At 59.8% G+C, this 18039-nt stretch carries 19 protein-coding genes; 12 read left to right on the top strand and 7 right to left on the bottom strand.

Going from position 1 to position 18039, the window contains the following annotated elements; genetic code table 11:
* The first annotated feature begins 11 nt into the window (after window positions 1-11).
* The gene (locus ACQZ40_RS06080; RefSeq protein ID WP_065654062.1) at window positions 12-947 is read left to right on the top strand and encodes an omptin family outer membrane protease; all 936 of its coding nucleotides are present in this window, start codon (window positions 12-14) and stop codon (window positions 945-947) included.
* Between the two features lie 277 nt (window positions 948-1224).
* Here ACQZ40_RS06080 and ACQZ40_RS06085 read toward each other — a convergent pair whose 3' ends face one another.
* Together ACQZ40_RS06085 and ACQZ40_RS06090 are read right to left on the bottom strand one after the other, a co-directional pair.
* Window positions 1225-1848, bottom strand: coding sequence for an NUDIX domain-containing protein (locus tag ACQZ40_RS06085; protein ID WP_065654063.1), 624 nt, complete (start codon window positions 1846-1848; stop codon window positions 1225-1227).
* A 55-nt stretch (window positions 1849-1903) separates the two neighbouring features.
* Window positions 1904-4126, bottom strand: coding sequence for a molybdopterin-containing oxidoreductase family protein (locus ACQZ40_RS06090; protein WP_448747576.1), 2223 nt, complete (start codon window positions 4124-4126; stop codon window positions 1904-1906).
* A gap of 41 nt (window positions 4127-4167) precedes the next feature.
* On the opposite strand from ACQZ40_RS06090, the gene ACQZ40_RS06095 reads away from it, so the two are divergent.
* Window positions 4168-5031: a 23S rRNA (adenine(2030)-N(6))-methyltransferase RlmJ gene (locus ACQZ40_RS06095; RefSeq protein ID WP_271045025.1), complete on the top strand. Its 864-nt coding sequence runs from the start codon at window positions 4168-4170 to the stop codon at window positions 5029-5031.
* Window positions 5032-5035: 4 nt separating this feature from the next.
* On the opposite strand, the gene ACQZ40_RS06100 is transcribed toward ACQZ40_RS06095, so the two are convergent.
* A complete protein-coding gene (locus ACQZ40_RS06100; RefSeq protein ID WP_065654066.1) occupies window positions 5036-5983 on the bottom strand; it encodes a lysylphosphatidylglycerol synthase domain-containing protein in 948 nt (315 codons plus the stop codon).
* A gap of 207 nt (window positions 5984-6190) precedes the next feature.
* On the opposite strand from ACQZ40_RS06100, the gene ACQZ40_RS06105 reads away from it, so the two are divergent.
* The gene (locus ACQZ40_RS06105) at window positions 6191-6964 is read left to right on the top strand and encodes a ribonuclease T2 family protein (RefSeq protein WP_448747577.1); all 774 of its coding nucleotides are present in this window, start codon (window positions 6191-6193) and stop codon (window positions 6962-6964) included.
* A 112-nt stretch (window positions 6965-7076) separates the two neighbouring features.
* Window positions 7077-7673 carry a glutathione S-transferase gene (locus tag ACQZ40_RS06110; protein WP_065654068.1) on the top strand — a complete coding sequence of 199 codons (597 nt, stop codon included), beginning with the start codon at window positions 7077-7079 and terminating at the stop codon, window positions 7671-7673.
* A gap of 116 nt (window positions 7674-7789) precedes the next feature.
* Here the strand turns inward: ACQZ40_RS06110 and ACQZ40_RS06115 are convergent, their stop codons facing one another.
* Window positions 7790-8446 (bottom strand): outer membrane protein, encoded by a 657-nt coding sequence (locus ACQZ40_RS06115; protein ID WP_035261664.1) that lies wholly within the window; start codon window positions 8444-8446, stop codon window positions 7790-7792.
* Between the two features lie 350 nt (window positions 8447-8796).
* Between ACQZ40_RS06115 and ACQZ40_RS06120 the strand changes: the two genes are divergently transcribed.
* The 5 genes from ACQZ40_RS06120 (at window position 8797) to ACQZ40_RS06140 (ending at window position 13038) form a co-directional block, all read left to right on the top strand.
* Window positions 8797-9585 carry an SDR family oxidoreductase gene (locus ACQZ40_RS06120; protein ID WP_125145889.1) on the top strand — a complete coding sequence of 263 codons (789 nt, stop codon included), beginning with the start codon at window positions 8797-8799 and terminating at the stop codon, window positions 9583-9585.
* Entirely contained in the window at window positions 9582-11633 is a 2052-nt protein-coding gene (gene uvrC / locus ACQZ40_RS06125; RefSeq protein WP_443407035.1) for an excinuclease ABC subunit UvrC, read from the top strand. The genes ACQZ40_RS06120 and uvrC overlap by 4 nt, the downstream gene beginning before the upstream one ends.
* Window positions 11634-11736: 103 nt before the next feature.
* Window positions 11737-12324 (top strand): CDP-diacylglycerol--glycerol-3-phosphate 3-phosphatidyltransferase, encoded by a 588-nt coding sequence (gene pgsA / locus ACQZ40_RS06130; RefSeq protein WP_003520759.1) that lies wholly within the window; start codon window positions 11737-11739, stop codon window positions 12322-12324.
* Window positions 12324-12578: a molybdopterin converting factor subunit 1 gene (gene moaD / locus ACQZ40_RS06135; protein ID WP_065654069.1), complete on the top strand. Its 255-nt coding sequence runs from the start codon at window positions 12324-12326 to the stop codon at window positions 12576-12578. Before pgsA ends, moaD begins: the two co-directional genes overlap by 1 nt.
* 4 nt (window positions 12579-12582) lie before the next feature.
* Window positions 12583-13038, top strand: a complete 456-nt coding sequence (locus ACQZ40_RS06140; protein ID WP_448747578.1) for a molybdenum cofactor biosynthesis protein MoaE — start codon at window positions 12583-12585, stop codon at window positions 13036-13038.
* A 110-nt stretch (window positions 13039-13148) separates the two neighbouring features.
* On the opposite strand, the gene ACQZ40_RS06145 is transcribed toward ACQZ40_RS06140, so the two are convergent.
* A complete protein-coding gene (locus tag ACQZ40_RS06145; protein ID WP_448747579.1) occupies window positions 13149-14045 on the bottom strand; it encodes a branched-chain amino acid ABC transporter permease in 897 nt (298 codons plus the stop codon).
* Window positions 14046-14097: 52 nt separating this feature from the next.
* On the opposite strand from ACQZ40_RS06145, the gene ACQZ40_RS06150 reads away from it, so the two are divergent.
* Together ACQZ40_RS06150 and ACQZ40_RS06155 are read left to right on the top strand one after the other, a co-directional pair.
* A complete protein-coding gene (locus tag ACQZ40_RS06150) occupies window positions 14098-14658 on the top strand; it encodes a CGNR zinc finger domain-containing protein (RefSeq protein ID WP_448747580.1) in 561 nt (186 codons plus the stop codon).
* Window positions 14655-15167: a hypothetical protein gene (locus ACQZ40_RS06155; RefSeq protein ID WP_065654072.1), complete on the top strand. Its 513-nt coding sequence runs from the start codon at window positions 14655-14657 to the stop codon at window positions 15165-15167. The genes ACQZ40_RS06150 and ACQZ40_RS06155 overlap by 4 nt, the downstream gene beginning before the upstream one ends.
* A 318-nt stretch (window positions 15168-15485) precedes the next feature.
* Here the strand turns inward: ACQZ40_RS06155 and ndk are convergent, their stop codons facing one another.
* Together ndk and ACQZ40_RS06165 are read right to left on the bottom strand one after the other, a co-directional pair.
* Window positions 15486-15908 (bottom strand): nucleoside-diphosphate kinase, encoded by a 423-nt coding sequence (ndk, locus tag ACQZ40_RS06160; RefSeq protein WP_003496769.1) that lies wholly within the window; start codon window positions 15906-15908, stop codon window positions 15486-15488.
* Window positions 15909-16011: 103 nt separating this feature from the next.
* On the bottom strand, window positions 16012-16707 hold the full coding sequence (locus ACQZ40_RS06165) for a glutathione S-transferase family protein (protein WP_065654073.1): 696 nt from the start codon (window positions 16705-16707) through the stop codon (window positions 16012-16014).
* 257 nt (window positions 16708-16964) lie between these two features.
* On the opposite strand from ACQZ40_RS06165, the gene ACQZ40_RS06170 reads away from it, so the two are divergent.
* Window positions 16965-18011, top strand: coding sequence for a GGDEF domain-containing protein (locus ACQZ40_RS06170; protein ID WP_065654074.1), 1047 nt, complete (start codon window positions 16965-16967; stop codon window positions 18009-18011).
* Window positions 18012-18039: the final 28 nt, after the last annotated feature.

The following is an 18039-nucleotide window of genomic DNA, read 5'->3' on the forward strand; positions in this document are numbered from 1 at the left end:
CAGGAGCGATTATGCCATTGTCGAGATTTTCCCTGCCGCTTTCGGCTGTTCTGATGGCGGGCGCCAGCCTGCCCGTCGCGGCTGAGCAAAGTGGCATTACAGCCTCAGTTGATGCCGGCGTTCTCAATCTCCGCGCGACGGAAACCGTCCATATCGGTGGGCGCAAGCTGAGCGAACTCGAATGGGAAACCAAAAACGCCGTGGCATTGCGCGGCTCGCTCGGACTTGAACTTGCGCCCGGCTGGCGCGTCAAGGCGGAAGGCCGCGTCGGCTTCGAGGGCGACGGCTATATGACCGACTATGACTGGGTTTGGCCTTTTTCCAGAGATAGCTCCAAGGACAATTGGAGCCACCGTTCCCAGCATGACGACACGCGGCTCGACCATTATTTTTCGGGAAGCCTCGAACTCAATCGCATGTTGCTGGACGATCCGCAGCAATATCTAAGCGCCGGTGTGGGTTTTCGTTATACGGATGTTCAATGGTCGGCTTATGGCGGCAACGCCGTTTACAGCGTTTTCTCCCGCCGCGATTTCTCCGGCAAATTCAAAGATGGCCTCAAGGGGATCACCTATCGCCAGCAAATCCCGGTTTTCTACGGCAACCTGACGGGCGGCCAGAGGTTCGGCAACTGGTCGCTCAATCTGGGCCTCGAAGGCGGCGCCATGGTCTATGGCAAGGCGACCGACGATCACTGGCTGCGTGACATGCGCTTCACCGACAAATTCGACGTCGCCGGCATGTTCGGGGTGAAGGCCGGCGTCGCCTATGACCTGACCGAGAATGCCTCGATCTATCTCGACGGCGCATATGACTATACCAGCCTCGGGCGCGGAGACACCCACTACAGCGGCGCAGGTGCCGGAAACCTGTCATCGGAAAAGAATGCCGGCGGCGGTGACTTGCAGTCGATTTTCGTGGGGATGGGTGTGAGAGGCAGGTTTTGATTTGGCAGTGCGGTTCGTGGTAATAAGCCCAGTGACCAAGCCAGCCCCCTCTCCTATTCTCGTATAAATATAGGCGAGGCTGAGCTGCAATTTTATCATACTTGGAAAGGAGATCGCCGTGCGTGTTGTGAAGACAATTGATTCCCAAGCCCGGCGAAGTCTCATCGCCAAGATAAGGAAAGAGCGGGCACAACGAAAACAAGCAACCGCGGATCAGGTCACTAAATGGAAAAATGTAGGGCGCAAGTAACCGCGTCCACTACGAAGGCCTTGACCGTCACTTTCCGAGTCCGGCGCGATTTAACATCGCCCATTGCAGCAGAATGATCGTCTTGGAATCGGTGATTTCACCCGATGCGATCATCGCGAAGGCTTCGTCCAGCCCGTAGGTCAGAACCTCCAGATCCTCGCCTTCGTCCTCCAGTCCGCCGCCGCTGCCGGCCTGCACGTCAAGATCGATGCGGGCGACGAAGAGGCTGACTTTCTCCGTCAGCGTGCCGGGGCTTGCATACATGTCGAAGAGATACTCGACCTTCTCAACAGCGTAACCGGATTCTTCCATTGCCTCACGGCGGATGGCGACGGCTGCGTCGTCGTCGTCGAGAAGCCCCGCCGGTACCTCGATCATGAAGCTTTGATCGCCGTTCACGAAGGCGGCGGGGCGGAACTGGCGCACCATCACCACGCTGTCGCGCTTCGGGTCATAAAGAAGAATGGCGGCGGCGCTGCCATGGTCGTGGACTTCCCGGACGATGCGGATGGTTCTGCCATCCGGCATGCGCTGGTCGAAAACGAGCTTCTGCATATGCACGAAGCCCTTCCAGACGGTTTCTTTTTCCACCAGCCGGATTCTGCCCGCATCCGTGTCAGCCGGAATGTTTTTCGCCTGCGTCTGTGTCACCGGATATGTCCTTGCCTGTCGTGGAATTTCAGCCTGCCCGTGTTGCGGCGCAATATCAAGCCTCGCGGGCCTCGTCATCGCGGCGGAGCCACACCTTGTTGTCGTGAAAAGCCGCACCGCCGTAGGGAGCGACGGCATCGGCGCCGGTCAACACATTGATGCCTTCGCCATCGAGATGCGCCCTGTTTGGCCACAGCCCTTCGGCGATCAGCACACCCGGTCTCGCACCCTCCACGATTTTCGCATGGAGGCGCACTTCGCCGCGCGCATTGCCAATGCGGACGATGTCGCCATCGGCGATGCCGTTGCCGCTCGCATCCTCGGGACAGATCATCAATTCCGGACGGCCTTCCTTCTGCACGGAGGTCTTCGTTTCCGCGAAGGTGGAGTTCAGGAAGTTGCGCGCCGGTGAGGTCGCCAGCCGGAAGGGATGGTCACCGTCCACGGTTTCGATGACGTCGACCTGATCCGGGAATTTCGGAAATTGTGCAACAGGCCCCATCACACCGATATTTTTCGGCGGCTTGTTCGGAGACGGTCCAGTCGCCCATTCGGGACTGAAGCGGAATTTGCCATCGCCGTAACCGAAGCCTTCGAGATAATGCGCCACCTCGAAGGACGGCTGCGCATCGATCCACTTTTCTTCAGCCAGCGTGTCGAAATCGCCCCAGCCGCTGACTTTGAGCATACGGTCGACATGGTCGCGGGCCGAAAGGCCGAAGCCCGGCATATGGTCGACGCCGAGGCGTTTTGCCAGTTCCTCGATGACGAAGAGATTGGTACGCACCGTTTCCGGCGGCTCCACCAGTTTGGGCCCCAGCAGAATGTGGTTCTGGCCACCGGCGCGGTAGATGTCGTCATGTTCGAGGAACATGGTGGCGGGCAGCACGATATCGGCCACATCAGCCGTTTCGGTCATGAACTGCTCATGCACGGCAACGAAAAGATCGTCGCGCAGGAAACCCTGTTTCACCAGCCGCTGCTCGGGGGCGACATTGACGGGATTGGTGTTCTGGATGAGCAAGGCCGTCACCGGACCGCCGTGGCGCAGCGCCTCGGCGTCCCCCGTCAGCACACGGCCGATCTGCGACTGGTCGAGCTGGCGCACCTCAGGGTCGGCGTAAGAACTGCCCATCAGCTCCGCTTTGTTCAGCCGGAAGATATCGCCATTGTTGTGGAACGCGCCGCCGCCCTCATATTGCCAGGAGCCGAGAACCGTGGCGATGGAAAGCGCCGCATGCATGGCGACCGCGCCGTTGCGCTGGCGGGCAAAACCATATCCGAGCCGGAAGAAGGTCTTCTTGGTGGCGCCGACCAGCCTTGCGAAATCCTCGATCTCATTGACCGAAAGGCCGGTGATTTCGGATGCCCATTGCGGCGTCTTCGTCTTCAGATGCGCCTCGAGCCCGGCCGGATCGTCGGCGAAGCGCGCCATATAATCACGGTCGGCGTAACCGTCGCGGAAGGCGATGTGCATGACGGCGCAGGCAAGTGCGGCATCCGTGCCGGGGCGGACGACGAGGCGCGTATCCGCCTGCTTCATGGTCGGATTGTCGTAGATATCGACGACGACGATCTTCGCGCCGCGTTCCTTGCGGGCTTTCACCGCATGGGTCATGACATTGACCTGTGTGGCGACCGCATTGGTGCCCCAGATGACGACGACATCGGCCTTGGCGATCTCGCGCGGATCCGGGCCACGCAATGCGCCGGTGCCCATCACATAACCGGTCCAGGCCATGTTGGTGCAGATCGAGCCGAAAAAGCCGGAATATTTCTTGGCGTGGCGCAGCCGCTCGATGGAATCGCGCTGCACCTGCCCCATGGTGCCGGCATAGAAATAGGGCCAGATGGCCTCAGTACCATGCCGCGCCTCGGCCTTGACAAAAGCGTCCGCCACCTCGTCCAGAGCCGCTTCCCAGGAGATTTCCTGCCAGTCGCCGGCGCCTTTCGCACCCTTGCGACGCTTCGGGGTCAGAAGACGGCCGGGATGATAGATGCGCTCAGAGTAACGCGCCACCTTGGCGCAGATCACGCCGGCGGTGTACGTATTGGCGTTAGCCCCACGCACGCGGCCGATGCGGCCATCGGCATTGATGTCGACCTGGAGCGCGCAGGCGCTCGGACAGTCATGCGGACAGACCGTGTGTCCGATACGGACTTCGGACTTCGGGGCGGCTTTTTCAGCGGAAATCGGGGTCGCAACGTTCATGTCTTTTGTATATTGCATCAACGATGCGGCAAAAAGGCCGAAGTGACGTCCATCAAGAATATTCATCCTGACCATTCACTCGGGTAAACGGCAAGCGAGACACATCCATGAACTACCGCCACATCTATCACGCCGGCAATTTCGCGGATGTCCTCAAACATGCCGTTCTCGCCCGCCTCGTGCGATACCTGCAGAACAAGGACAAGGCCTTCCGCGTGCTGGACACCCATGCCGGCATTGGGCTTTACGACCTGACCTCGGAAGAGGCGCAGAAGACCGGCGAATGGCAGACCGGTATCGGCAAGCTGATGGAGGCCGATCTGCCCGCCCCCATCGCCGAACTGCTGGAGCCTTATCTTGATGCCGTGAAGGAACTCAATCCGGAAGGTGGCGTGAAATTCTATCCCGGCTCACCGAAACTCGCGCGCATGCTGTTTCGCCCGCAGGACCGGCTTTCGGCCATGGAACTGCACCCGGATGACAGCCGGGCGCTCGCGCGCCTGTTCGAAGGGGACTATCAGGTGCGTGTCACCGAGCTGGATGGCTGGCTGTCGCTCGGCGCGCATCTGCCGCCGAAGGAAAAGCGCGGCCTCATCCTCGTCGATCCGCCTTTCGAGCTTGAGAATGAATATCAGCGTCTGGCCGATGGCTTGAACAAGGCCTATCGGCGTTTTTCCACCGGCACCTATTGCCTCTGGTATCCCTTGAAGAAAGGCGCTCCGATCAAGGACTTTCACGAGCGGCTGCAATCATTCGACATTCCGAAGATGCTGTGCGCGGAGCTTTCCGTCAGAAGCGACCGGCTGGATGGCCTGAGCGGCTCCGGCCTCATCATCGTCAATCCGCCCTATACGCTGAAGGACGAGTTGCATACGCTGCTGCCCTATCTGAAGACAACGCTGGCGCAGGACAGGTTCGCCTCGCAGCGCGCCTTCTGGCTGCGCGGCGAGGAAAAAGCGGAAGAGATTTGAGGGGCTATCTCAGCCCTTCCCGCCTCTGCGCCTGCGCCAGCTGTGACCGTTCGAAGAACAGGATCACGAACAGGGCCATGATGAAGGGAATGATGAGGTAGAACAGCCGGAAGACCAGAAGCGCCGCGATGACATCCGCCGGGTTCATGTCCGGCAGGCCGGTGACGAAGACCAGTTCCAGCACCCCCAGACCGCCCGGCGCGTGCGAGATGAGCGCCGCCGAGAAGGAAACCAGAAATATGCCGAGAATGACCATATAACCAGGATTTCCGGCTTCCGGCAGCGCGAAATAGATGATGCCCGCCGCACCGATCAGCTCGATGGGACCGATGACGAGTTGCTGCGCAACAAGCTTCGGCGCGGGGTATGGCAGCACGAAGGAACCGATTTTCAGGGGCTTCAGCCTTAGCAGGCTGCCAAGAATATAAAGACCGACGAAAAGAAGCAGCACCACACCTGTGGTGGTGGAGGCTTCGACGGGCAGAATGCCGGTAAACCGTTCGGTGATGTCAGGCTCGTAAAGCAGCACCAGCCCGATGAGCATGATCGTGCCGATGAGGAAGGTGAAGGAGCAGAGGCCGACGAGCACGCCCACTTCCGCCACACTCAGCCCCTTGGACGTATAGGCCCTATATCGCACCACGGCGCCGGAGAATACCGAGGCCCCGACATTGTGGGACAGCGCATAGGTAGTGAAAGAGGTGAGCGTGATGAAGAACCAGTTCACTTTGCGGCCAAGATGCTGCAACGCGATGCGGTCGTAACCGGCGAGCGCGGCATAGGCCAGCAGGGTTGCAAGGCCCGAACACAGCCAGTCCCGCACGCGAATGGCTTTCAGACTGTCCCAGAGATCATCGAGCGACAGGCCGCGCAATTCGTGAAAGAGCAACCAGGCGGAAAAACCGATCGTCGCGAAGCCAACGACGGGCCAGATATATTTCTTGAATTTCATGCGGTCATGCCCGCCTATTTCCTCCAGCCTCACCCCAGCCCTGTTCCGTCTTTGCGGAAGATTCGTTCGACTTTATTCGTTATGCGGCAAAGCTTTCAACCTTTTCATCAAAGATTGGCGGTTTGCCCCGTTCACAAGTTGATGTAAGACCGGATCGTCGCCCGCCAGCGATGTGAGGTCGTCCATTTTCCGGAGAACGTACACGGAATGAAGCGTTATGCCGGTTTCATCGCCCTGGGCCTTCTGTCGCTCGGCGCATTGTGGTTCGCGCGGGAAAATCCGGCTCCGACCAGCCCCGCCGGCAACCGGCAGACACAATCCCAATCGCAGACCGTCGGCAACTCCCGGCCGGACGCTCCAGGGCGCGACGTTTCCCGACAGGAGACGGGCAAGAACCCTGCGCCCCGTGGAAACGGGTTCGATTTTTACGTGCTGTCGCTCTCCTGGTCACCGGCGTTCTGCGCCAGTTCCGAAGGCTCGGGCAACCGCCAGCAATGCGGCAGCGACAGACGTTACGGTTTCGTGGTGCACGGGCTGTGGCCGCAGAACGAAAACGATTATCCTGAATTCTGCCAGAGCGGTGAGCCCGACCGTGTTCCGGACGCGATCGGCCGCACCATGTTCGATATCATGCCGTCCATGGGCCTGATCGGCCACCAGTGGCGCAAGCACGGCTCCTGCTCCGGCCTGTCGCAGAGGGACTATTTCTCGGCGACACGGGCCGCCTTCGAAGCCATCCGGCTGCCGGGAAAGATCGCCTCCGGCGCCGAAGCCGCCACTCTCTCCGCCGACGCCATAGAAACCGCCTTCACCGACGCCAATCCCGGCCTGTCGAAACGCGGCATCTCCATCAGCTGCGACGGCAAGCGCCTTGAGGAAGTGCGCATCTGCCTCAACAGGGACATGACATTCCGCGACTGCCCCGAGCTTGACCGTAAGGGCTGCCGCGCCAACGCCACAGAAATCATCCCCATTCGCTAGAGCGCATCGAATGCTCTCGATTGCACTCTTCTACACATTTTCCAGACATAAAACCGCTATGCAGCTTTATTGACTATTCCAGTCCCCAGACGACAACCCACAGGACCCGACCATGGAACTGCTCTACTCGCCCGCCTCCCCCTACTCCGCCAAGGTCCGTATGGCCGCGCGCCATCTCGGCATCGACATTACCTCCGTGCGTGTCGATACCAGTGCCGAGCCCGCAACGCTGATGGACAATAATCCGCTCGGCAAGATTCCGGTCCTGCTTCTGGATGAAGGCGGCTCGGTCTATGACAGCGTGGCGATCATGCATTATCTCGACCGTCTTTCGGGCGGCAAGCTCTACCCGAAAAAGAACGGCAAGCGCACGGATGTGGAAATTCTCGAAGCGCTGTGCGACGGCATCATGGATTGCCTGCTCGCCATCGTTTACGAGCGCCGTTTCCGCCCGGAAGAGAAGATCCACCAGCCCTGGATCGACAAGCAGTGGAGCAAGGTGGTCCGCGGGCTTGATTATCTCAACACCAACCTGCCGAAAACCGGCAAGAAGCTGCATGGCGGCCATTTCGCCCTTGCCGCGATGATCGGTTATCTCGACCTGCGTTTCGCCGGGGAATGGGCCGAAGGTCGCGATGCGCTGGCCGCCTGGCCGGAAACCTTCGGCAAGCGTTTCGAAGCCTATGCGGAAATGAAGGCCGCCGCCTGAGGCGGATGCAGAAGGACGCCTGGCCGGAAGGCCGGGCATTCATGCCGACGCTTAAGAGCGAAAAACAAAAAAGCCGGGGCAAAACCCCGGCTTTTCCAATAGCGATCCTTGAGGGATCAGAACTTGACGCCGATACCGGCCTTGACGGAGTGGTCGTCATAACCACGCGAGAAGGCGTCGTTGCCGAGCGTGTAGTCCTTCTTCTGGTAGTCGCTGTAGCGATATTCCAGACGAGCGGTGATGTTGTCGGTAACCATGGCTTCAACACCGGCACCAACCGTGTAACCGAGAGCCGTGGCGCTGTCCTTGTTGACGCCGTCGCGAACCTTGTTGTCGGAAACAGCAAGACCGGCCGTACCGTAGAGCAGGAACGGGTTCATGTCGTAACCGACGCGGCCACGCAGCGAGCCGTTGACGCCCTGCTTGCCTTCGACGGCGCGACCTGCGACCGTACCGGCGGAACCGCGCTCGTCACCGAGGTTGACGTCTGCTTCCGCACCGTAAACCAGCTGGCCGTTCTGCCAGTTGTAACCGCCGTAGAGACCGCCGCCAGCGCCCTTGGCGTCACGACCGTCGTTGCTGGAGCTGAAACGGCCCCAATCATAGTTGACCGTACCACCGAGGTAGGCGCCGGACCAATCCTTGACCGGCGCGGGCTGGTCGTAGGAAACCGGTGCCTGCGGCACTTCATTTACGGCGTCAGCGGCGTGAGCAGCCGAAAAGCCGGCGGCTGCCATGGTCGAAGCCATAAGGGTTGCTACGAAAATACGCATGCTATTCTCCTTTCAGGACCGCTCTGTACTCAAAACTATTGTTCTCAGACGCGGTGTAAACTCGTCGGGTTAATCGCCCCTCTGGAAACTGAATTTGATAGGAGAATGCGGAGATCAAAGAGCCAAAATGTGAATTTTTTGGGGCAGCGACGTGACTAGAATTAGACGTTGCCTAATTGCCACAAGGGGTTTATTAACCCTAACAGAAGCCTAACCAGCAATAGATCGCCTTTAAACTTAGTTATATTCAAATTAAACCGAAATTGCATTGTGAATAAAAAATCGCCCAATTCTTTTGGGGCCGATGGACAGCTTGCGATTTGCATTTATATCCAGCAAATAGGACGGATATGAGCAAATGCAGGTCAGCCGTGAAAGAAAATATACAAAAGACAGTCTTGATAACGGGAGCCGCCCGCCGGCTCGGGCGGGCAATCGCCACCGATCTGGCCGCCCATGGCTTCGCCATCGCCGTCCATGCCAATACTTCCATGGCCAGCGCCGAGGAATTCGCTAACGAAATAAGGCAGAAAGGTGGCAAGGCTGTAGCCGTTCAGGCGGATCTGACACAATCCGGCCCTGCTTCGGGACTCATCGAACAGGCTGCGTCAGCACTCGGGCCTATCGGCGTCGTTATCAACAATGCGTCGGTTTTTCTCGACGACTCGGCGGACAAGCCCGATCCGGCGATCTTCGACGCACATTTCGCCGTGCATGTGCGGGCGCCCTCCCTCATCGCCGCCGCCTTTGTCGAGCAACTGCCTGCCGATAAATCCGGGCTGATCGTCAATATCATCGACCAGCGCGTGCTTGCGCTCACGCCACGGTTTTATTCCTATACGCTTTCGAAATCGGCGCTCTGGACGGCCACGCGGACGATGGCGCAAAGCTTTGCGCCGCGTGTGCGGGTCAACGCCATCGGGCCGGGTCCGACATTCAAAAGCGAAAGACAGGCGCCCGAGGACTTTCAGGCGCAGATCGACGGCCTTATATTAAAGCGTGGTCCCGCACCGGACGAGTTCGGGCGGACGATTCGCTTTCTTTTCGACACGCCGTCGGTCACCGGACAAATGATCGCGCTCGACGGCGGCCAGCATCTTGGCTGGGAAACCCCTGACGTGGCGGAGATAAATGAATGAACGGAAAGAAGCTGCCTGATGGCGGTATTCTCTTCGATGAAACCGACGACGAAGACGACGATGCAAACCTTGCCGCGACCGATGCGGCCCAGGCATCGAGCGACGTTGCCGGCATGGACTGGAATGCGGGCTGGAAGAACGAATCCGGCCTGAAGGGCATGGATCTGATCGGCGAATTCGTCAAACACCTGCCGAATGCGCCGGGCGTCTATCGCATGTTCAACGAGGCGGGCGACGTGCTTTACGTCGGCAAGGCGCGCTCGTTGAAGAAGCGCGTCGGCAATTACGCGCAGGGCCGCGTGCATTCCAACCGCATTGCCCAGATGGTGCGTTTTACCACCCATATGGAATTCGTCACCACCCGCACGGAGACGGAAGCGCTTCTGCTTGAAGCGAATCTCATCAAGCGTTTGCGGCCGCGCTTTAATGTGCTTTTGCGCGACGACAAGTCCTTTCCTTATATCCTCATTACCGCAGACAACCGCGCGCCGGCGATTTTCAAGCACCGTGGGGCGCGGGCGCGCAAGGGCGATTATTTCGGCCCCTTTGCGTCGGCCGGCGCGGTCGGGCGCACCATCAATTCGCTGCAACGCGCCTTTTTGATCCGCACCTGCACCGACAGCGTGTTCGAAACCCGCACGCGTCCCTGTCTTCTTTACCAGATCAAGCGCTGTTCCGGCCCCTGCACGCATGAGATCAGCGATCAGGGGTATGAAGAACTCGTCAAGGAAGCCAAGGATTTCCTGTCCGGCAAGAGCCAGAGCGTCAAGACCGCGATTGCGCGGCAGATGAACGAGGCGGCCGAGGACCTCGATTTCGAGCGCGCCGCCGTCTATCGCGACCGGCTGGCCGCACTGTCGCATGTCCAGAGCCATCAGGGCATCAACCCCGCCGGCATCGAGGAGGCGGATGTATTCGCCATCCACCATGAAGGCGGCATCTCCTGCATTCAGGTGTTCTTTTTCCGCACCGGCCAGAACTGGGGCAACCGCGCCTATTTCCCGAAGGCCGACCCTTCGCTGCCCGGCTCGGAAATCCTCAATGCATTCCTGGCGCAGTTTTATGACGACAAGCCGGTGCCTAAGCAAATCCTGCTTTCCGAAACGGTGGAGGAGCAGGAGCTGCTGGCCGCAGCACTCGGCGAAAAGGCCGGGCACAAGGTGACAATCAGCGTGCCGCAGCGTGGCGAGAAGAAGGACATCACCGACCATGTGCTTGCCAATGCCCGAGAGGCGCATGGCCGCAAGCTGGCGGAAACCTCGTCTCAGGCGCGGCTGCTGAAGGGTTTTGCGGAAACCTTCGGTCTTTCCTATGTGCCGCGCCGGATCGAGATTTACGATAACTCCCATATCATGGGCACCAATGCCGTGGGCGGCATGGTGGTGGCGGGCCCTGAAGGTTTCGTGAAGAACCAGTACCGCAAGTTCAACATTAAATCGACCGACATCACCCCCGGCGATGACTTCGGCATGATGCGCGAGGTGATGACCCGTCGCTTCTCGCGCCTGCTGAAGGAAGAGGGAAAGCCCGACCGTGGGCAGACGCAGACGCCGACGCCGGAGGAAGCCGCCGATATGCCCTTCCCCGCCTGGCCCGATGTGGTCCTGATCGATGGCGGTCAGGGCCAGATGACGGCGGTACGGGCCATTCTCGATGAACTCGGCATTCGCGACTGCGTGACCGCCATCGGCGTCGCCAAGGGTGTGGACCGCGAGGCGGGCCGCGAACGCTTCTTTGCGGATGGGCGCAGCGATTTTTCGCTGCCGCCGCGCGATCCCGTGCTCTATTTCATTCAGCGCATGCGCGACGAAGCGCACCGCTTCGCCATCGGCTCGCACCGGGCGCGGCGCAAGAAGGAAATGGTGCGCAATCCGCTCGACGAAATCTCGGGAATCGGTCCGGGCCGCAAGCGCTCCCTGCTGCAGCATTTCGGCACGGCCAAGGCGGTTTCCCGCGCCGGCCTCAACGACCTGATGGCTGTCAGCGGCATTTCGGAGACGGTTGCGCGGCAAATCTACAATCACTTCCACGAGAGCGGCAGCGATTGACGCCGCGCCGTCGTGGCGAACTGCTAAAAAAACATAATCACGTGTTGACGCTATGCCCTGGCGGCGGCATCAAGGCAGCTAATCTTAGACTGACAGGTTTCCCATGGCTTCGCGCGCATACAGCATTCCCAACCTCCTCACCTATGGCCGCATCCTCGCGGTTCCTGTCATCGTTTTGTGCTTTTACATCGAAGGGAAACTGGAAAGCTCGGATTTCGCGCGCTGGACGGCATTGTGGCTGTTCATCATCGCCTCGCTGACCGATTTCCTCGATGGTTATCTCGCGCGTATCTGGAACCAGACGTCGAATATCGGCCGCATGCTGGACCCGATCGCCGACAAGCTGCTGGTCGCCTCCGTCCTGCTTCTGATGGCGGCGGATGGCACCATTGCCGGCTGGTCGCTCTGGGCGGCCATCACCATTCTCTGCCGCGAAATTCTGGTCTCGGGCCTGCGAGAGTATCTGGCGGCGCTGAAGGTCAGCGTTCCCGTCACCCGCATCGCCAAATGGAAGACCACCATCCAGATGGTCGCCATCGCCTTCCTGCTCGCGGGTCCTGCGGGCGACAAGGTTCTGCCCTACACGACCGAAATGGGCATTACCCTGCTGTGGATCGCGGCGGCGCTGACCATGTATACCGGCTATGATTACTTCAAGGCCGGCCTGAAGCACATCGTGGACGAAGACTGATGACACGGATCGTTTATTTCGCCTGGGTTCGCGAGAAGATCGGCACGGATGAAGAAGAGCTGGACATCCCCTCCTCCGTCACCACCGCCGGCGAGCTGATCGCCTGGCTTGCGACGCGCGGCGAGAATTACGAAGCTGCCTTCGAGTTTCCCAATGTGATCCGCGTCGCCGTCAATCAGGAGCATGTCGAGCATGATGAAAGCATCGTCGGCGCGCGCGAGATCGGCATTTTCCCGCCGATGACGGGGGGATGAGCGGATGCAGCCGACGGTCCGCGTGCAGGCAGAGGATTTCAACGCTGCGGAAGAAACCCGTCGGCTGACGGAAGGTGACAGGAGCATCGGCGCGGTCGTGGCCTTCACCGGGCTCTGCCGGGATGATGGCGGCACGCTTGCGGCGCTGGAGCTTGAACACTATCCCGGCATGGCGGAGGCGGAAATAACCCGCATCGCCAAACTTGCCATGGAGCGTTTCGGCCTTCTCGGCCTCACCGCCATCCACCGCCACGGCAAGATCGCCACCGGCGAAAACATCGTCCTCGTCATCGCAGCTTCATCGCATCGACAGGCCGCCTTCGATGGCGCCAATTTCGTGATGGATTATCTCAAGACATCCGCCCCGTTCTGGAAAAAGGAACATGGCAAGGATGGCTCGGCGGGCGACTGGGTTGCGGCAAAAACAACCGACGACGCGGCCAAGGACAAGTGGCGATAGAGCATTTCCAGGAAAAGTGGAGCCCGGTTTTCCGCCCGGAAATGCGACGAAACAAGAGTTAGAGCGCTTTCGCGATTCGAAGAAACGCGAAAGCGCTCTAGTGGCCAGACTCAGGGCGCTTCCACCCTGCTGCGCATGACAATCAGCCAGCCGACCAGCATCGCCAGAACCACCGCATCGCGCCAGGCGGCCGGGCCGTAACCGACCCAGAAAGTTTCCGCAAAGCCGACGGCGGCGGCCCCAAGGCCGCAGATGAGCGGACTGGCATAACCGCCCGCCACCGAAATCAGCACCACCTTCAGCCCAAAGACCAGACCGGCGCCGAAATCCATGGTGCCGTAATAGAATGTGGCCAGCACGCCGGCGATGGCGGCGACGAGGCCCGCCGCGCAATAGGAAACGAGAAATATCCGGCCCGCATTCACCCCGCATAATGCGGCGGCGAAAGCATCGTCCGAGACCGATTTCCAGCGCCTGCCGAAAGCGGAACGGCCAAGATAAAGCGACCCTGCGAGAATGAGCAGGCAGAACGCCGCCGTGTTAAGCATCTGCATCGGCGTCAGGGTCACGGCAAAGCCGCCATCGGCCCAGAAGCGCACCGGCTGAGACAGAAGCGGCGGCAGCCATAACTGCCTTGTGTCGGCGGCCAGCCTCGCGCTTTCGGTCAGCGCGATCAGCACGCCGACGGCGGCGACGGTCACGGCATTGGGAGAGGCTTTCGCCAGCGGCCGCATCACCGCCCGGCCGACAAAACCCGCCGCCCACAGCCCGCCGAACAGGCCCGCCCCTGCCCCGAGCGCCAATGTTGCCGGCAGAACCAGCCACAGCCGGTTCCAGCCGAAATCCGCAAATAACAGGCAGGTCTGGCCGGCAAAGGCGAATATGGCGCCATAGGTGACATCGGCGCGTTTGGTGACCGAAAAGGCGATGGCATAACCAAAGGCCAGAACCGCATAAAGCGAGGCGACCGGCACGGCATTTAGCAATTGTTGCAGGAAATAGGCCAAGCGTGTCCTCCCGCCATGATTATAACTGTTAAAACTCATTTTGACAGTTATAATGTGCGGCATGACCTTTCGCTGGACAGAACATCGTTTCGCAGGCGGCGCATTGGCGCTGGATGTCGCCAACAGCGTGATCCTGCGCTCGGATGCGGCAAAATCAGTCGACCGTTTTGCCGTGCCGGCGCAGATCGCGGCCTTTGCCGAAGCGGCCACAAGGCTCGGTGCGGAACGAGACAGGTTTCCCACGCTCATCGCGCCCGAGGCGGAAAAGCAGGCGGTTTTTCTCGATCTTCGCGAGGCCGTCAACGATTATTTCCGCGCCGCCATTACCGGCGGCGACGATGGCGACGGCAGGCTGGCCGGACTTCTCTTCGCCTGCGGCACGGCACTGCGGACGTTTCCGCTTGCCGAAAGCCTGGGCAACGCCACCGCCCATTCCGCCCTCTCGCTGCTTGCCGACGAGACACGGGAGCGGCTGCGGATCTGCGGCAATTGCGGCTGGCTTTTCATCGACCGCAGCAAGAACAGAAGCCGTATCTGGTGCGATATGGCGGTGTGCGGCAACCGGCAGAAAGCCAGCCGGCACTATCACAGGAAGAAGGATGTGCGGTCATGAAGAGAATTGCCCTTCCCTTGCTGGCGATTGCGGGGATGCTCGCTCTTTCAGGCTGCCAGCGGGAAGAACCGCGCGAAGTGGCGAAGATTTCCGGCCGGATGTTCGTTTTCAACTATCGCATCGCCATCGCCACCTATCTGGTGACGCTTCAGCGCATCGCCCCCATTCGCGATGGCAGCACGGTGGAAGCGACATTCGAAAACCCGCGCGGCGGTCCAGACCTCACCAGCCGCGAGAAGATTTTCCCGAAAGACGAAAAGATCACGGTTCAGAGCCCGCCGGTGGAATGCGTGAAGCAGGACCGGCCCTACAAGGTCACCATCCGCATCAAGGGGCCGGAAGGCGACATTCTCCAGACCATCGAAACCACGATCCGCTCCGACACCGACCAGTCGCTTCTTCCCGCCAAGCCGCTGGTGGTCGGCCCGCTTTATACGCCCAATCCGGAGGTGTTCAAACCGGATGGCACGACGGATATGCGGCCGGTTCAAGGGTGTCCGGCGTCCTAACAAAAAATTGCAGCCTTAGGCTCAGTTCTCTGTAGGGGGTGGCAAACCTCACTTCCGTCATGCCGGGCTTGACCCGGTATCCAGCAGCCGCGCGTCTGCGTGGCGTAAGAGTCTTTGCGATCAAGGACTTGATCGCGCTGGACCCCGGATCCAGTCCGGGGTGACGGAGTATGGAATGAGGTCTCCGCAGAACGCACCGTCTTGCAGGCAGCGCTCCAAAACAAAAAAAACGGAGCCTTTCGGCTCCGTTTCTTCGAGTCTTTTCAGCAGCTTCACACAATCGCCTGCAACAGCGATTCAAGCCGTTGAGATTTTGAATCAGCCGACGATTTCGGTTTCGGCGAACCAGTAGGCGATTTCCTGTGCGGCGGTTTCCGGAGCGTCGGAACCGTGAACGGAGTTTTCGCCGATGGAGAGCGCGAAGGTCTTGCGGATGGTGCCTTCAGCGGCCTGGGCCGGGTTGGTAGCGCCCATGATTTCGCGGTTCTTGAGGATGGCGTTTTCGCCTTCCAGAACCTGAACGATGGTCGGGCCGGAAGTCATGCCTTCAACGAGTTCGCCGAAGAAGGGACGCTCTTTGTGAACGGCGTAGAAGCCTTCGGCTTCGCGCTTGCTCATCCAGACGCGCTTGGAGGCGACGACGCGCAGGCCGTTGTCTTCAAATACCTTGGTGATCGCGCCCGTCAGGTTACGCTTGGTTGCGTCCGGCTTGATCATCGAAAATGTGCGTTCAATCGCCATATGTCCGTTTCCTTTTCCTTCAGAGAAAGTGGGCGGTCTTTACCCGCCCAAAGGCCCGAAAACAAGGGGGATCGACGAGATTGCGGCAATGATGCCAGACATTTCACGCCGCTGTCACACTGCGGCCTCTCGCATCGTAGAGGTCGAGGCAGCCTTCGAACCAGTCCCGCACGGGGTCGTTATCGGCGAACAAATCCGCCCCGGTGGTGATCCGCGCCCATTGCAGCGCGCCGAACACGATGTAATCCGCAAAGAGCGGCGATGTGCCGCCGATGAAAGGCTGGAAGCTCAGCATACGCCGGATCGGCGCAAGCAATGCCGGAAAGGCTGCGATTTCCGCCTCGCGGTTCGCCACCACATCCTCGAGCGGACGGCCGAGCGCTTTCGTGCGGCTATCGCGGAAATAACGGCGGTCCGGCTCATCCAGCATATTGTGGATATCGAGCACGGCAATGCGCACGATGGCCGGGTGAAGCACCGTCTGCGACCAGCTTTCGACGAAACGGGCCATGGCCTTGCCGCCCTCGCCGTTAAACAGCGACGGGCGCTCGGGATAAGCCTCGTCCAGATAAAGCGCGATTTCGAAACTGTCGCTTATCAGCTCGTCGCCATCGCGCAGGATCGGCACGGTCTTCGAAAAACCGTCCTCCACCGTCGGGATCACCGTGAAGGGTAAAGGCCGCTCCTCGAAATCCAGCCCCTTATGCGCCAGCGAAAGCACGGTTTTCCAGCAATGGGGAGAAAATGGCCGGGAAGTGTCGCTTCCGCATAGCGAATAGAGCGTTCTGGAAGTCGTCATGGGCTGCCCCTCTTCTGCAACATCGATGGAGCGATATAAAAACGGTCGTCGCCCGAAATCAAATCAGGATTTGTCATATTATCGATCAAGGGACGCTTAGGCACATCCGCCTTCCGCAACGCGGAATCTATGCTTCGTGACGGCAAAATTCTTTGTGGATTTATTCTATTTTAAACCGTCGCTTGTAAGAATAACGCCGTTCAACAATCGGTTATCGCCGGTCCATTCATAATAATCCATTGCTATTGGGGCTGTCAGTGACGACATCGGCGGGCGATAAAAAACGCGAGCAGGCAAGAAGCGCTCTGGTCGTTACCAAGATCACGCAGTTCATCGCCAAGATGAACATTGCACCTTTGCCGCGCAATTATGAATTGATCTATGAAATATTGTCCGGACACAATCCGGCCATGGGCCGTGACATTCTCGCGCTTGGCAATGCGCCGCAGCAGCATGAAATCGACCTCATCGGCCAGCGGCACAATCTGCCCGGCTTTTCGCGCATCGAAGCCGAACAGATGGCAAGCGCGGCCTTCGATACACTGACGCAGATTTCCGCGCGGCTGGAGGCGAGCCTTCAGCGCACCGAAACCTTTCTGGCCAGCCTTGCGCAGGATGAGGATGGCGAGCCGCCCGCAACGGAGCGCTTCGTGGAGTTGCTGGGCGATATCCACGAAGAACAGACGAGCCTTCGGCATTTCATCGCCATGGGACTGGTGAAAATCCGCGAGGTTGAAAGAAACCGTGGGGAACTTCAGGCCGCCTCGCTGCGCGATGCGCTGACGGCACTGCCAAACCGCGCGGCCTTTCTCGAAAAGCTTGGCGCTCTTTTTCCAAAGGACCGGGCCGCATCCGCCACCTCCCTGGTGCTGCTGGATATCGACCATTTCCGCGAGATCAACGGCAAATATGGCTCCGCCGCCGGCAACAAGGCATTACGGCGTCTCGCCGCCCTGTTTCGCAAAACCATCAAGAAGGACGATTTCGTCGCCCGTATCGGTGGCGATGAATTCGCCTTCCTGTTTGCCGGCGTGCCGCAGAACACGGCCGAGGCCATTGCCGAGCGGTTGCGGCAAAGCGTGGAGGCGCTGCGTTTCGTGACGCAGGAAGGAGACGGCGAACATCTGACCGTTTCGATCGGCGTCGCCGCGGTGGACGGAACCGCAACGCCCGCCGAATTTTTCAGCCATGCCGAACTCGCTCTGCTTTCGGCACGCTGCGGCACGCGCAACTGCGTCGTCGGTTATTCGCGGGAGGTGGCGCAGCATAGCCGCAGCAGCTATCTGGCGCAGCTCGGCGATTGACAGTTTAATCTCGCCCGATGTGGCGCGG

This window comes from Agrobacterium sp. 16-172Ci (assembly GCF_053522725.1).